The sequence below is a fragment of the Siphonobacter curvatus genome (genome assembly GCF_002943425.1).
Lineage (GTDB): Bacteria > Bacteroidota > Bacteroidia > Cytophagales > Spirosomataceae > Siphonobacter > Siphonobacter curvatus.
The window spans coordinates 3,632,605-3,645,910 of record NZ_PTRA01000001.1 but is presented as its reverse complement, the minus strand read 5'-3'; the positions used below and the strand labels follow the sequence as shown (position 1 = coordinate 3,645,910).

Genomic DNA, 13,306 nt, shown 5'->3' with positions numbered 1-13,306 from the left:
AATCAACAACCATGGAAAAATTGTATACGGCCCAAGCAACTGCCACGGGTGGACGCAACGGTCAAGTAAAATCAAGTGATGGCGTATTGAATCTGGAAACGCGAGTTCCGAAAGAAATGGGCGGTTCCGGTGGAGCGTATACCAATCCCGAACAATTGTTTGCCGCAGGTTACGCGGCTTGTTTTGACAGTGCGTTAAGTCTGATTATCCGTACTGAAAAAGTAAAAGCAGGCATGACAACGATTACGGCGGAAGTAAGCATTGGTAAAAACGATGCCGGTGGATTTGGACTGGCCGTTACCTTGAACGCAAACGTACCCGGGGTGGATCAGGCTACGGCCGAAGCTTTAGTAGCGAAAGCTCATCAGGTATGCCCGTACTCAAACGCTACTCGCAACAACGTGGAGGTAACGTTAGCCGTAACGACGAACGAATAAGTAAATCAGATAAGTGCCCAGTGGAACCTGTCCGCCAACGGGAGCTACTTTTAGTAACGTAAAGGCGTATGATCGGGTCCTGTCTACCAACGGGACCCGATTGCTTTTAATGGCTGTCGAGTAATTGTAGAGCCCGCTGGGCTACCTGTTCGGGCGTAATCCAATGCATACAGGCTAAATCGCCCCGAAAGCAAGGTTTATTCCCAAATACGGAACAGGGACGGCAGGACAATTCATCGGGTGAAATCTGGACTATATTCGCCTCGGATTGAGCCCAGGGGCCAAAACCCGCGTAGGGATGTGTGGCTCCCCAGATCGAAAGTACGGGTATGCCACTCAACGCGGCCAGGTGCATATTCCCGGAATCCATGCAAAGCATCAGATCAAGCTGACGAATCAGCGTGAGTTCGGCCCGGAAGGAAAGTTTTCCGGCTACTAGAATGGCTTCGGGAAAGGCGTTCTCCAGCGTTTGTAACTGAGCAACTTCGGCTGATCCGCCGCCAAAGAGAAAAATCCGCACCGGTCGTTGCTGACGAATAAGCTCCAAGGTTGGTTGGATACGTTCGAAGGGCCACATTTTAGGCTCGTGCTGAGCGAAAGGAGCAACGCCCAGCCATACTTCATTGCTTTTTTTAGCGGAAATGTTTTTCAGAAAAGCCTGTACCTCAGTTTCTGCGGAAGTTGCAAAGTACGGGGCTACTCCGAGCGTAGCGGTGTAGCCCGCCCGGGTGAACGTATCCAAGTACCGCTCTATACTGTGAGGCAGGGGACGACGAATTTTATTTTCCTGTCGGGTCAACGCCTTCTTCTCCTGCCGCCCCTTATCAAGCGTAACGCTGGGAATTCCCGAAAACCGGAAGAACGTTTTTAGTATCGCCGTCCGTAAATTCTGGTGCGTATCAATGATGTACTCAACAGGACCGGCTTGCTTTAAATCAAGGTGCAAGCGGTACAGGCCGGCCATGCCTTTGTGTCGACCGTCCAGGTCAGCTCCGAACACCCGTACCCCCGGAAGACCTTCGAAAAAGACGGCGAATTTTTGCCGCGTGACGACGGTAAGCTGCCGGTCGGGGTAGGCTTCGGCAATGGCCCGTACGACGGGCGTCAACAGAGCCACGTCGCCCATGGCCGAAAACCGGAAAATAAGTAATTGCTTCATCACTCCGCGTAGGCTCGCTGCTTACTTCTGCTGGTACAAAACGGGATTTAGGGTAGGATCGTTGTACATCTTCATCTGCCGATATACCTTCATAAAACGATCACCGTTGCGAATATCTTCGAGCAATTCATCGAAGCATTGAGCCAGATCCGTTTCCTGTTCGAGCAGCAGTTGTAGTTTCTGCTGGGCTTTCTGCCGGTGTTCATCGGAGGCCTCCGTACGTTGAGCCTGTTCACGGAAATGGTAGATTTTTAACTGAAGTATCGACATTCGGTCGAGTAGCCAGGCGGGGGTTTCGGAGTTCAAACGGGCCGTTGGTTTGCGGGGAGCATCGCCCAATAGAGCGATAAACCAGTCGTCCATTTGTTCAACCGTATCCGTCCGATCCTGGTTGGATTGATCGATCCGACGTTTTAATCCAACCAGTTCTTCCGGTGCGATTTCTGGACTGCGAATCAGATCTTCCAGGTGCCACTGTACCGTATCAATCCAGTTTTTCTGGTACAGCAGGGCCTCCATACTTTGTGCCGGGTAAGGATTCTGAATGGGGGTATCAACATGGTCCGCCTGGTGATACACGTCAATGCTCTGGCGGAAAATAGTATTAGCTAGGGTAGCGTTCATGCGTACAAACTTTCGGCAAAAGTACCGAAAAGAAAGCAGCAAGTCACACCCTGCTTGGGTAAAGCCCCAGAAAGCCCATATTTCTTAAGAAATGAAAACCGATGGGTTTAGGTGCTTCTTTTGTTAAAAAGCAAAGAAGTCCCCTGTCTAGCAAGGGGCCGCTGTCTGCTAAGCTTTCGCTTTCTTGTACAGAGGAACCGTACTACAAGGTTCGCCAAACATGAGCGTCTGCACGACCGGACGAAGTTTTCGGGCAACCTCGACGTAAGCCGCTACGGGTACGGGATAGGTACTGCAACCTTTCACTACTACGCGGGCTCCGCGGTAATCTTCCGGATTAATCTGCTCGAGTGCTTCGTAAAAGAGTTTATCCTCCAGGGCCTGGGCATCGCCAAAAACAACGGTATGGGCAAAAGGCTCCAGGTGAATAGCCAAAAGCATATAGGCCCAGGTCGGTACGATAGCATCTACCGAACAGAGAACCGCCACATTTTTTCCGGTATACTGGCTCCAGTCGTGGGATTTAAGAAACTCCCGGAAATCCTTTTCCCGCAGAATGGCCTCCATAAAGAGGTTATCCTTGAGGTCATAAATGACTCGTTCGCCCGAATGATAATAGGTTTCCAAATCCAACGTAACCAGGCCCGATGTTGCGACCCGGTTGATAATTTCCGGTGTTTCCATGTCAACTATAATTTAGCTTTGGGCAAGGTGCCCATAAACTCTTTCAAATAGTAGGGTTCGAACGTAATTAAATCTTCGAAAGCCTGCTTACTAAATGCTTCTTTTGCCAGATAACCTACCGTCGTAGCCGAGGGATGAATGCTCACTGATGGAAAAATGGCTTGGGGATAGGACGCCAGCAGGGGCTGACATTTAGCGGCTCCATCGCCGAAGAATACAACGGGACGCTCCTGTAAAAGTTCCGCAAAGCTGTGCTCGTCAATGATACGGGCTTCCGTAGTACGTAGAACTTGCCGGGTACTTCCTTCGTATTCGGCACAGTATACTTCCATTCGGCGGGCATCAATCATGGGACAGAGCACGTGGGTAGCCGGATAAAAAGGCTGTAACTGAGCCGCCATGGCCTCCAGCGTATGAATGGCAATGAGCGGTTTATCCAGTGCATAACAAAGGCCCTTCGCCGTGGATACTCCAATGCGTAATCCCGTATACGAACCTGGCCCTTTGGCTACGGCCACGGCATCAAGTTGAGCGAGTGAAAAGCCCGCCTGTGTTACTACATTTTCAATAAGCGTGGTTAGTAGGGAAGAATGGGTCTTTTCTGTCAACAGTTCATAACAGCCCAATAATTCACCTTGCTGATGCAATGCTACGGAGCAAACCCGCGTAGATGTATCTATAGAAAGAATAAGCATGGAACAAAAATAAGCCCACTAAAATGATTTTTAGCCTACTAAAAAACTTCTAAGGGAATATATGATCAATTTAGAAATGTACTTTGGGTAATATATTGTTATAAAAACCTAATTTTAAAAGAAACAGGTACCTTGATAAGGAATGAGAAATTATAACTGTAATTTACTTTTGAGTAAAAAAGCTTATTTAGGATGTGTGACGCATGTTGATACATTAATTTGAAAAAAATTTAGGAATAATACGCATAAATGTGAGAAAAATCTTGTAACGTTGCAGAGTAAAACAGCCGTAATCAGCCTAGTAGTTGAAAATCGGTATTTTTACAGAATACGTTTTTCGTATATCTACTGATGCCTTGACTCCCTTCGGGGAAATTCATAAAGATCTCACTCGATCTCGCTGCGTCTGCAGATCGGGTATAACGTGGGTTGGATAGACGCCGCTCTCCGATTCGGGTTTCTCGGATCGGAGACTTATTTTTTTAGCCCTTTCTGTGCTGGCCTTTCTAACGAAAAGGCTTTTTTTGTGCCTTTCTCTAGCTCGTTTATTGTCTATGATTTCCTGGAATGATTTTGAAGCCGTAGAATTACGGATCGGTACGATTCTTCGCGTAGAAGATTTTCCTAAAGCTAAAAAACCAGCCTACCAGCTTTGGATTGATTTCGGCCCTGAACTGGGTGAAAAACGTTCTTCGGCCCAGATTACAGTGCATTATACCAAGGAAGAACTGGTTGGAAAACAGGTGATCGCTGTGACTAACTTCCCGCCCCGCCAGATTGCTAACTTTTTTTCAGAAGTACTGGTAACGGGCTTTCCTGATGCTGACGGAGCGATTGTACTAACCCAACCCGAACGTCCGGTACCCAACGGCACCCGATTGATGTAGAAAGTAATGAGGGAGGAAGCGTTTTTATCCGTCTTCTCTGAGTAAACCTCTGGACGAGTAAATCCAAACAACCGGATCGTTATGAAAAAAACGCTAGTACTGGTAGTGAGTATGGCACTACTAACCCTGACGGCTATGGCTCAGTCGAAAGAGGAAACCGCCGTAACGCAGGCCGTTGAACAACTCAAAGCGGCCATGATTAAAGGAGATAAAGCTGATCTGATGGCCATTACCCATGATCGGCTTAATTACGGGCATTCAAGCGGTTTGATTGAAGATAAGGCTCTGTTTGTCGAAAATCTGACGAATGGAAACTCCGTCTTTAAATCCATTAACCTAAGTGATCAAACCATTACGGTAGTGGGCAGTACCGCTCTGGTACGGCATACGCTCGCGGGAGAAACGGCCAATAAAGGGCAGGCGGGACAAGTCAAACTGGGCGTACTGCTGACGTGGGTGAAGGAAAAAGGGAAGTGGCTACTACTGGGCAGGCAGGCGTATAAGATTTAGTTTAGCGTTTTCGGTTTGGGGTTTTCAGTTTTCTGTGACAAGCATTGAAAACTGAAAACCCTAAACCGCCGCGGCGGACCCCTGAAAACTTACAGTGTTCCCATTTTACCCATTTGGTAATCGTACAGAGCATCCTGAATTTCTTCCCGGGTATTCATCACAAACGGCCCGTGCGTGACGACGGGTTCCTGGATGGGCAGGGCCGAACCCAGAAGAATCCGTGAATAGGCCGAGGCTTGTACCTGAATTTCTTCCCCCTCGTTCGCAAAAACGACCAGCGTTCGACCACTAATGACCGTTCCGTTGACGGTAATACTTCCATTGAGTAAATAGAACAGAATATTCTGGTTCGCTTCGATGGTACGGGTGAAACTTCCATCCGCCTCCAGGGTAATGTTTGCTAGTGCAACCTCATAAATTGGTTGAATGGGCCCCTGCGTATGTTCCCAGGTTCCCGAAACCACCGCTGCAATACCTTTGTCAAGGGCTACGGTCGGGATGTCTTTTTGCTGTAACCCCGTGTAGTGAGGAGCCACCATTTTGAATTGAGCGGGCAAATTAGTCCATAGCTGAATGAGTTCAACAGGACCCCCTTTTTGCCGAAATTCAGGCGATGAGCCTTCCGAGTGAATCAACCCACTCCCTGCCGTCATCCACTGAACGCCCCCTCTTTCAATCGTACTGGCAAAACCGCTGCTATCCCGGTGCTGCACATCACCTTCGTAAATGAAGGTAACGGTTTCAAAACCCCGGTGGGGGTGGGGGCCAAAGGGTAAGCCGCTGTTGCGACCAGGAAAGTTTTGTGGACCGTGGTGGTGCAGTAACAGGAACGGATCAATTTGATCAATTCCGGCAGTGGGTAGGGGTTGGTGCATCGTTAGCGGCCCCATTGGGCGAGGCTGCGGATGAATGAGTTTATGAATGGTGCGAAGTGCCATAGGTCAATGTGTGTATATACATATAAATAAATTTCTGGGGTTTTGGTTCACTTTCGTCTCGTCCAGTAGCAGAAACCTGCGGGTTGTCCAAAACTCCAGAAGGTAGCAGCTTAAAGCCTCGCCGGTGCCCCAACAACGGAGCAACAGCGAGGCTTTTCGTCTAGGAAATGCTAAGGGATGGTTGTAGTAAACGGGCTATTTAGCCAACGCATTCCACAAAATCTCCGCCGGGTGCAGAGCTTCCCGACCCGTACCATCGTGAATCTGGTGGCGGCAGCTCGTACCCGCTGCGGCGATGATCACGTCTTCGGGTTGTTTACGAATCGTTGGGAAAAGAACCAGTTCCCCAATTTTCATGGAAACGTCGTAATGCTCGGCTTCGTACCCAAAACTTCCGGCCATACCGCAGCAGCCCGAGGGAATCAGTTGTACCTCGTAGTTAGCGGGTAGCGACAGAATTTTCTTGCTCGGTACGAGCGAACTCATGGCCTTTTGCTGACAGTGCCCGTGCAGTTTAATCAGCCGTTTTTCGGTCGTAAACTGGTCCGCTTTGATGCGTTTGGCGTCGAGTTCCTGGGCCAGATATTCCTCGAACGTATAGGTATGCGAGGCAATAGCCTTAGCATCGTCAACCAATTCCTCATCCACTAAATCAGGATACTCATCGCGGAAAGTGAGAATGGCCGAAGGCTCTACACCCACCAGCGGCGTATCTTTCGTGATAAGCGTACGCAGCAGCCGAACGTTACGGTTGGCTACTTCTTTCGCCATTTTCAGTAAACCTTTCGACAACTGAGGCCGGCCTGATTGCATGTTTTCGCCGGGTAATAGCACATTGTAACCCAGTCGCTCAAAGAGTTGTACCACTTTCTTGCCAATTTCCACGTCATTGTAATTGGTGAATTCATCGGCAAATAGGTAGAAACTCGGAGCTAACGGTTTTTTCGTTTTGGCTTCCTTATTCCACCAGTTGATAAAGGTTTGTTTCGCCAGCAAAGGCATGGTACGATCCGGGTGGAAGCCGACCATTTTATTCGCCACGCGTCGCAAGGCCGGGGTATCAAAAATGCCGTTATACGCCCAGGGAGCCAGGCTAGCCAGTTTATTCAGCGAAGTGAAATTAGCCACCAGCCTCGAACGCAGCGGTACGCCTTTGGCTTCGTAGTAATGCTGCAAAAACTCCATTTTGAGTTTCGCCATATCCACGTTCGAAGGGCATTCGGCCTTGCAACCCTTGCAGAGCAGGCAGAGGTCGAGTACTTCCTTGATTTCGTCGTGGGCAAAACGGTTGGTTTGCGTGGAATTGGTCAGGAACTCCCGCAGGATGTTGGCCCGGGCCCGCGTCGTTTCCTTCTCGTTTCGCGTCGCCATGAAACTGGGGCACATCGTACCGCCGCTCAACTCCGTCTTGCGGCAGTCGCCCGAACCGTTACACTGCTCGGCGTGTTGCAGCACGTCCTGATTCTGATACCGGAAAAAGGTCTGGAAATGCGGCGTTTGCTGACCCGGTTCGTACCGCAGAAAGGTATGCATGGGCGGCGTATCGACCACTTTTCCGGGATTGAAAATATTTTCCGGATCCCACATCCGCTTCACTTCCTTCATGAGGGCGTAGTTTTTCTCACCCACCATCCAGGAAATGAACTCGCCTCGCAGACGCCCATCGCCGTGTTCACCCGAAAGCGAACCGTCGTATTTCTTTACCAGTTTGGCAATTTCTTCGGCAATCAACCGGAATTGCTGATTCCCCTCGCGGGTCTTCAGGTTGATGATCGGACGCAGGTGAATCTCGCCCGAACCCGCGTGGGCGTAATGCACGGCACTCATGCCGTTTTTAGCCAGAATTTCGTTGAAATCCCGAATGTAATCGGGCAGGTCATGGATATCGACCGTCGTATCCTCAATCACCGCCACGGCTTTTTCGTCGCCGGGCAGGTTGGAAAGCAGGCCTAATCCTGCTTTACGCAGGGCCCAGATTTTACCCGTATCGGCTCCGAACAGGATGGGGAAGTGGTAGCCCAGGTGAGCCGCTTTCATTTCGGCTTCCATGCGGGCGGCAACTTCCAGAATTTCCTCCCGCGTTTCCCGACGGAATTCAACCACCAGAATGGCTCCGGGGTCGCCCTGCACGAAAAAGCGGTTTTTACTCTGTTCGATGTTTTCTTTCGTACACTCCAGAATATAATGGTCGATCAACTCACTCGCCGATGGCTTATACTGCATGGCGATGATATTGGCCCGTAAGGCCTCATCGACCGAATGGAAGTGTACGCAAATCAAACCCGCTTCCTTGGGTGGTAGAGGATTGATGTGCAATTTGATTTCCGTCAGAAAGCAAAGCGTACCTTCCGATCCGGCCAGGAGCTGGCAGAAGTTGAAATCCATACCTCCGGGCGTAAACGGCTCGCAGTAGAGCAGCATATCCAGGGCATATCCCGTATTCCGGCGTTCGATGCTGGGTTTTGGGAAGTTCTTACGGATTTCTTCCTGATTTGCAGTATCCTTTAAAATTTCAAAGGTCTTGCGATAAATGTCCGCTTCGAAAGGATTGGAAATACCTGGCAAGGAGGCATCACCTTTGAGCAAAGATTGCACCAGGGGCTGAGCTGCCGAAAGGGAACCAAACGTTGCCTCCGAGCCATCCGCCAGTAGGGTTTTCACTTCCAGAACGTGTTCCCGCGTGGAGCCGTAAACGACGGAGTTGGAACCGCAGGAGTTATTGCCCACCATACCCCCAATCATGGCCCGGTTAGCCGTGGACGTTTCGGGGCCAAACAGAAATCCGTAGGGTTTCAGGAACAGGTTCAGTTCGTCGCGTACGACGCCGGGCTGTACCCGTACCCACCCCTCTTCGGGATTGATTTCCAGGATTTTATTAAAATATTTGGAAACGTCAACCACAATACCGGCCCCCACTACCTGACCCGCCAGAGACGTACCGGCGGTACGCGGAATAAGCGAGGTGTGGTGCTGCCGGGCAAAGGCGATGAGCGTTTTAAGGTCTTCCTGCGTCTTGGGCAAGGCTACAGCCGTAGGAAACTCGCGATACGCCGAGGCATCCGTTGCGTAAAGCGTACGCATGGTTTCGTCGTAATAGAATTCGCCTTCAAGGCGGGCAGCGAGGTCACGGAGAGCTTCGGTCGGGACAGAAGGCTTCGTAATTAATCGAGCCGTTGCTGTAGTCATAGTACGTTTTATTGCTTCGGGGGTGCAAAGGTAACCGATAGACTTTTTTTAAGAGTCGGGTTTTTACAAAAGATTCTTTTGTAAAAGAGGGTTCCCGATTTGTATTAACCCCTATAAAAAAGTTTCAGGCCTTTGCCGGGTGGACAAAGGCCTGAGCGCATTCAGACACGATTGAAGGAATATAGGGAAATTAATTAATTCACAAACACCACGCGAGCGGGCTTATTAGTATTAAGACTGATGTCTTTTTTGACGATGGTTTCACCATCGGTTACTTCAATGTGATACTGACCATCGGCTAGTTCGTTCATATCAAAACGACGGGCGTAGCCGGTAGCATTTTTACTGATGTTTTCACTGAAAAGAATGTCACCCTTGGCATTTCGCAGCGATACGGTGAGTTTCTTGCCCGTTGCTTTTTCCAAGAGGAAGTTGACTTTGCCTTGTTTGCCTTTGAAGACATTGACGGCGTAGGAGGTTTTAGCGGTTTCCTTCGGATCTTCCGTGGGAGCGGCAAAGCTAGTCAGGGTAACGAAGGCGAAAGCAAGAGCGAACAGAGATTGAATGGAAGTTTTCATGGCTTTTATCGATTGAGATTGACAGGCAAAAAAAAGATGATCAGTTGTGTTAGAAATTCATGGCTTGGGTACATTCATCAAAGGCGACTGGCCTGATTGATGATTCAAAGTTGGGTTGAAAACAGGTACTATGCAATGCAAAGTAGTATGTAAGGCTTGGTTGCTGGATGAGCGGTGATTGATGGGGTTTGCTTTCCAAAACGGCTAACCTTATTTACACACCAAGGATGCAGACAATCAGGGCTACGTTGCAGTCAGGGCTGTTTTTTTAAGATTTCAGGGATGAGTGGTTACTTTGCCGGGATGAGTGGAAAAAGGTTTAGTAAAGCGTAGAAAGTTTGAAACGTTTGCTGTTTTTGCATCACTCCAACGGATTTTATTGAGCTTGGCAGGCTATAACTCCGGATATGTCGGGTATTGGCAAAATCGTTTTCGCCTGCCTTATTTCTTCCTAAAAACTTGTATCTCTAAACCGTAATCAGCTCTTTTGAGAAATGAATCGTTTGGTGGCAATACCTGCCCGGTTCTTTAACCTCTGACTACTTACTATGGAAGGAACTACGCCCGCCGAAGATGCCGAATTGAAGCAGGCCCGTCAGGCCGCCACGCTGGCAAAAGCCCGGGCTGAACGCGTAGAAGCCGAAAAACGTATCGCCGAAACCCGGGTAGCCGAAATTAGAACCCTTACGGGCGAGCGGCCTGCAAACCCCCTGCCCGTACCTAATGGAAGTATTTTGGTAGGTGAAGGGGTACAATTCCCGCAAATCATCGAATCCGCTCATCAGCAATTACGCGTACTGATGAGGCAGGTGTACACCGATAATCAGACGATTCTGACTGCGGGAGCCCGGCTGATGATCTACCAGGAATCGGATGTGCAGGCGTTGAGTAAGTATCAATTAGTACTCCAGCAACTTCAATCGCTGAATAGATCGATTCAAACGACCTTGGATCAAGCCAGCGAAGTGCTGGAGCAGGGTAGGGCCTGGCTGGAAAATAAACCGCTGGCTCAAAGTCAGAATTTGGGCATGGGATGGCTGGCGGCTCCGGCTTTGGCCACGGGCGTAGTCCAATCACTGGCTGAACTGGTGCAGTTGTTTCGGAAGGAAGTGGAAATCAAGAGTCAGTCGGTAACGCTTAGTGAAGAAGACGCCGTAGCTCTCTTGCAAAAGGAGCTGCAAAGCAGTCAGGCTGCCGTGACTTTGTTTTATCCACGGCTATATCCTGTTCGGGTCGGGGCAGAATCCGTAGTGTTACGAACCTTGTCGGAACTTGCCCAGCTACTGGAACGCATGACGGAGATGAATCTGGATCTGGAAGCCTTTCGCGAACATCTGGCTACCTGGGCAGGTAACGAAGCGGAGAAAATGTTTCAGGCCCGGCAACGAACCCAAACCGTTGATGCATTGAAAACGGCCCTCGCATCGTATCAGCAAACGGGGACAAAAATCTGGACCGACTTGCAGGTTACCGAAAGTCCGGTATCCACGCTAGCCTCGTTGCGACAGATCGAACAGCTTCATCAATTATTGCAGGAACCTGCCGCGTACCACCTACGATTGCAGGTTTCCTCGCAGGGATCCTATCAGATTACCAAACGCCTCTGGCGAAATGCGGTGATCGAGTATCATGCTTCGGTAGAAGTAAACTACATGCTGTTTCAGGCCACGGGTCAGGTGCTGCGTGCGGATAAGCTGAGTAGTTATGGGGCGTTTCGTTAATTAAGGAAATTGTAGAGTAGGTTTTATAAAGACTGGGTTTGGCCTTTCTTACTGTAACCAGTGAGCCCCTTTATAGAGCTTCGTTATTCACCTAGACGGAATTTGCTACCGCAGGCAGGGTTGACTAATAGTCAGTGAGCCTTCCAGGCTGGACCTCCCCGTAACTGCCTAGCTTAGCTCCAGGCTACCGCATTGTTCCCACCATGGGATGGTCCCCATGGAATGGCTCACGGGCGGGAGAGGTTTTCATCCTCTGATATCTTTTGAAAGTTGTTTGTTGACGGTGGTTAGTCAGAGGTTCAAGACAATCGAGTATCCCCATGGACGAGCTAAACCCGCACCCCGTCCTACCGCATTCCATGCGGGGCATCCCATGCGGGGCATCCCATGCCGGAATTCCACTCAAGCCGCCTAGCTTCTCGGCAATGCGGTGGCTTTGAGCCAGAGGAGGTGAGCGGCGGGCGTGCCGACATAGAATGTATATGGACTAATGACCAGCCGTCTCAGCGGGACGAAATAGTGATCTTAGAAATACTACTTGGTCATTGTTTTTTATGACTAAGCTTCGATTACATACGAATTAAAAACCAGCCGTTCCTGCGGAACCTGTTGCTAAGCATAGTATGAATTACCAAAAAGCCGTACAGGCCAAAAGTGTATTGTCGGGCCAGTTGCTGGCTACTCAACATAAAATCGTGCGGGCCTTCGGACTGGATACGGTGCTCGAAAGCAGTACGCGTCTCATTCAGCCCGCCATTGCCGGAATCGGTATTGGACGGGAGGGGGCGGAGGATTATCACATTCGCGTGCTCGTTCAAAATCCCCTTTCTCCGCAGGAAATTACGGCTCTGGCTACCGTACTGGAAGTCGACGAGCCGGATTTACGCATGATTCACGCCAACCAGGTCATTGCCTTCAATGAACCCATCCGCCGCTCGCAGCGACCCCTGTGGTATGGCGTGTCCATCGGGCATGAACTTGTATCGGCGGGTACACTGGGTTGTACCGTATACGATCAGGGAAAGACGTACTGGCTCAGCAATAATCACGTTTTTGCCAATGGCAACGAAGCGAAAACTGGCGATCCCATCTGGCAACCCGGCGTCCGCGATGGCGGATCGAATGCGAGCCGGGTAGGAACGCTGGCCCGGTTTGTCCCCATCGATTTTAGCGGAACCAACGAAGTCGATGCCGCTCTGGCAGAACCTTTGGATAATTCGCTGGTTTCCACTAACTTTCCTCCGTCGAATCCGCCGCTGGCTACGCTGACGGGCATTACCACGCCCACGTACGGCATGAAAGTGGAAAAATACGGTCGCACCACGGGGTATACCACGGGCACGGTTGTTTCGCTTTCCACGGATTTACCCGTCACGTTTGGTCGCAAGCAGGCCTATTTCGTGGATCAGATCGAAATTGAAGGGGAAGATGGAAACGCATTTTCTCAGCCCGGCGACTCGGGATCAATTATCGTGGAAGCGGGAACGGGATTAGTCGTCGGCTTGTTGTTTGCCGGTGACGGCAATCTGACTTTTGCCAATCCCATTGCCAATGTGTTACGGGCGTTGAATGTCACCCTTAGTAAATGAATGAAGATGATGAGTACGGTAGGCGAAATCAAAAAAGAATTGTCCCGGCAACTCCGCGATGAGCAGGGGTTCCTGGGACTGGCAATCCGGCGGGAAAACGAAAAAGAGTATATCCTGGTGCGGGTGAAAAGTCTGACTAAACACTGGGAGCGGCGTGTACCCGAAGAAATCGATGGCGTGCGTATCAAACTCGAGAAGGGAGAGCCCGCCCATGCCTACGTGCTGAAATAAGTACGATCTGATGCAACGAATCCCTTGCCGCCCGTTGCTCCTATGTATTTATAAAAAAACGGCAAAC

The 13,306-nt window shown here is 50.0% G+C and carries 13 protein-coding genes; 6 read left to right on the top strand and 7 right to left on the bottom strand.

Annotated elements, in window-relative coordinates; genetic code table 11:
- The first annotated feature begins 11 nt into the window (after positions 1-11).
- Complete coding sequence (locus C5O19_RS15075) at positions 12-437, top strand: organic hydroperoxide resistance protein (protein WP_104713624.1); 426 nt, start codon at positions 12-14, stop codon at positions 435-437.
- Positions 438-543: 106 nt separating this feature from the next.
- Here the strand turns inward: C5O19_RS15075 and C5O19_RS15070 are convergent, their stop codons facing one another.
- The 4 genes from C5O19_RS15070 to tsaB all read right to left on the bottom strand — a co-directional run bounded on the left by C5O19_RS15070 (position 544) and on the right by tsaB (position 3,599).
- Entirely contained in the window at positions 544-1,596 is a 1,053-nt protein-coding gene (locus C5O19_RS15070) for a glycosyltransferase family 9 protein (RefSeq protein ID WP_104713622.1), read from the bottom strand.
- Positions 1,597-1,617: 21 nt separating this feature from the next.
- Positions 1,618-2,220 (bottom strand): DUF4254 domain-containing protein, encoded by a 603-nt coding sequence (locus C5O19_RS15065; protein WP_104713620.1) that lies wholly within the window; start codon positions 2,218-2,220, stop codon positions 1,618-1,620.
- Positions 2,221-2,388: 168 nt separating this feature from the next.
- The gene (locus C5O19_RS15060) at positions 2,389-2,904 is read right to left on the bottom strand and encodes a DUF2480 family protein (protein ID WP_104713617.1); all 516 of its coding nucleotides are present in this window, start codon (positions 2,902-2,904) and stop codon (positions 2,389-2,391) included.
- Between the two features lie 5 nt (positions 2,905-2,909).
- The gene (gene tsaB, locus C5O19_RS15055; RefSeq protein WP_104713615.1) at positions 2,910-3,599 is read right to left on the bottom strand and encodes a tRNA (adenosine(37)-N6)-threonylcarbamoyltransferase complex dimerization subunit type 1 TsaB; all 690 of its coding nucleotides are present in this window, start codon (positions 3,597-3,599) and stop codon (positions 2,910-2,912) included.
- A gap of 554 nt (positions 3,600-4,153) precedes the next feature.
- Here tsaB and C5O19_RS15050 point away from each other — a divergent pair.
- Both C5O19_RS15050 and C5O19_RS15045 read left to right on the top strand, forming a co-directional pair.
- Positions 4,154-4,486 (top strand): tRNA-binding protein, encoded by a 333-nt coding sequence (locus C5O19_RS15050; RefSeq protein ID WP_207766413.1) that lies wholly within the window; start codon positions 4,154-4,156, stop codon positions 4,484-4,486.
- Positions 4,487-4,567: 81 nt separating this feature from the next.
- Complete coding sequence (locus C5O19_RS15045) at positions 4,568-4,996, top strand: nuclear transport factor 2 family protein (protein WP_104713610.1); 429 nt, start codon at positions 4,568-4,570, stop codon at positions 4,994-4,996.
- Between the two features lie 89 nt (positions 4,997-5,085).
- Here the strand turns inward: C5O19_RS15045 and C5O19_RS15040 are convergent, their stop codons facing one another.
- The 3 genes from C5O19_RS15040 to C5O19_RS15030 form a co-directional block, all read right to left on the bottom strand.
- Complete coding sequence (locus C5O19_RS15040; protein WP_207766412.1) at positions 5,086-5,934, bottom strand: pirin family protein; 849 nt, start codon at positions 5,932-5,934, stop codon at positions 5,086-5,088.
- Between the two features lie 195 nt (positions 5,935-6,129).
- Positions 6,130-9,120, bottom strand: coding sequence for an FAD-binding and (Fe-S)-binding domain-containing protein (locus C5O19_RS15035; protein ID WP_104713606.1), 2,991 nt, complete (start codon positions 9,118-9,120; stop codon positions 6,130-6,132).
- A gap of 194 nt (positions 9,121-9,314) precedes the next feature.
- On the bottom strand, positions 9,315-9,698 hold the full coding sequence (locus C5O19_RS15030) for a hypothetical protein (protein WP_104713604.1): 384 nt from the start codon (positions 9,696-9,698) through the stop codon (positions 9,315-9,317).
- A gap of 548 nt (positions 9,699-10,246) precedes the next feature.
- Here C5O19_RS15030 and C5O19_RS15025 point away from each other — a divergent pair.
- The 3 genes from C5O19_RS15025 (at position 10,247) to C5O19_RS15015 (ending at position 13,239) form a co-directional block, all read left to right on the top strand.
- Positions 10,247-11,419: a hypothetical protein gene (locus C5O19_RS15025; RefSeq protein WP_104713602.1), complete on the top strand. Its 1,173-nt coding sequence runs from the start codon at positions 10,247-10,249 to the stop codon at positions 11,417-11,419.
- Positions 11,420-12,042: 623 nt separating this feature from the next.
- Positions 12,043-13,008 (top strand): hypothetical protein, encoded by a 966-nt coding sequence (locus tag C5O19_RS15020; protein ID WP_104713599.1) that lies wholly within the window; start codon positions 12,043-12,045, stop codon positions 13,006-13,008.
- Positions 13,009-13,239: a hypothetical protein gene (locus C5O19_RS15015; RefSeq protein WP_104713597.1), complete on the top strand. Its 231-nt coding sequence runs from the start codon at positions 13,009-13,011 to the stop codon at positions 13,237-13,239.
- Positions 13,240-13,306: the final 67 nt, after the last annotated feature.

What these genes read in the sequence shown, in the direction of transcription:
- C5O19_RS15030 (WP_104713604.1), bottom strand. Translation starts at nt 9,698, where the DNA reads ATGAAAACTTCCATTCAATCTCTGTTCGCTCTTGCTTTCGCCTTCGTT.
- C5O19_RS15060 (WP_104713617.1), bottom strand. Translation starts at nt 2,904, where the DNA reads ATGGAAACACCGGAAATTATCAACCGGGTCGCAACATCGGGCCTGGTT.
- tsaB (WP_104713615.1), bottom strand. Translation starts at nt 3,599, where the DNA reads ATGCTTATTCTTTCTATAGATACATCTACGCGGGTTTGCTCCGTAGCA.
- C5O19_RS15040 (WP_207766412.1), bottom strand. Translation starts at nt 5,934, where the DNA reads ATGGCACTTCGCACCATTCATAAACTCATTCATCCGCAGCCTCGCCCA.
- C5O19_RS15075 (WP_104713624.1), top strand. Translation starts at nt 12, where the DNA reads ATGGAAAAATTGTATACGGCCCAAGCAACTGCCACGGGTGGACGCAAC.
- C5O19_RS15035 (WP_104713606.1), bottom strand. Translation starts at nt 9,120, where the DNA reads ATGACTACAGCAACGGCTCGATTAATTACGAAGCCTTCTGTCCCGACC.
- C5O19_RS15065 (WP_104713620.1), bottom strand. Translation starts at nt 2,220, where the DNA reads ATGAACGCTACCCTAGCTAATACTATTTTCCGCCAGAGCATTGACGTG.
- C5O19_RS15045 (WP_104713610.1), top strand. Translation starts at nt 4,568, where the DNA reads ATGAAAAAAACGCTAGTACTGGTAGTGAGTATGGCACTACTAACCCTG.
- C5O19_RS15015 (WP_104713597.1), top strand. Translation starts at nt 13,009, where the DNA reads ATGAAGATGATGAGTACGGTAGGCGAAATCAAAAAAGAATTGTCCCGG.
- C5O19_RS15050 (WP_207766413.1), top strand. Translation starts at nt 4,154, where the DNA reads ATGATTTCCTGGAATGATTTTGAAGCCGTAGAATTACGGATCGGTACG.
- C5O19_RS15025 (WP_104713602.1), top strand. Translation starts at nt 10,247, where the DNA reads ATGGAAGGAACTACGCCCGCCGAAGATGCCGAATTGAAGCAGGCCCGT.
- C5O19_RS15070 (WP_104713622.1), bottom strand. Translation starts at nt 1,596, where the DNA reads ATGAAGCAATTACTTATTTTCCGGTTTTCGGCCATGGGCGACGTGGCT.
- C5O19_RS15020 (WP_104713599.1), top strand. Translation starts at nt 12,043, where the DNA reads ATGAATTACCAAAAAGCCGTACAGGCCAAAAGTGTATTGTCGGGCCAG.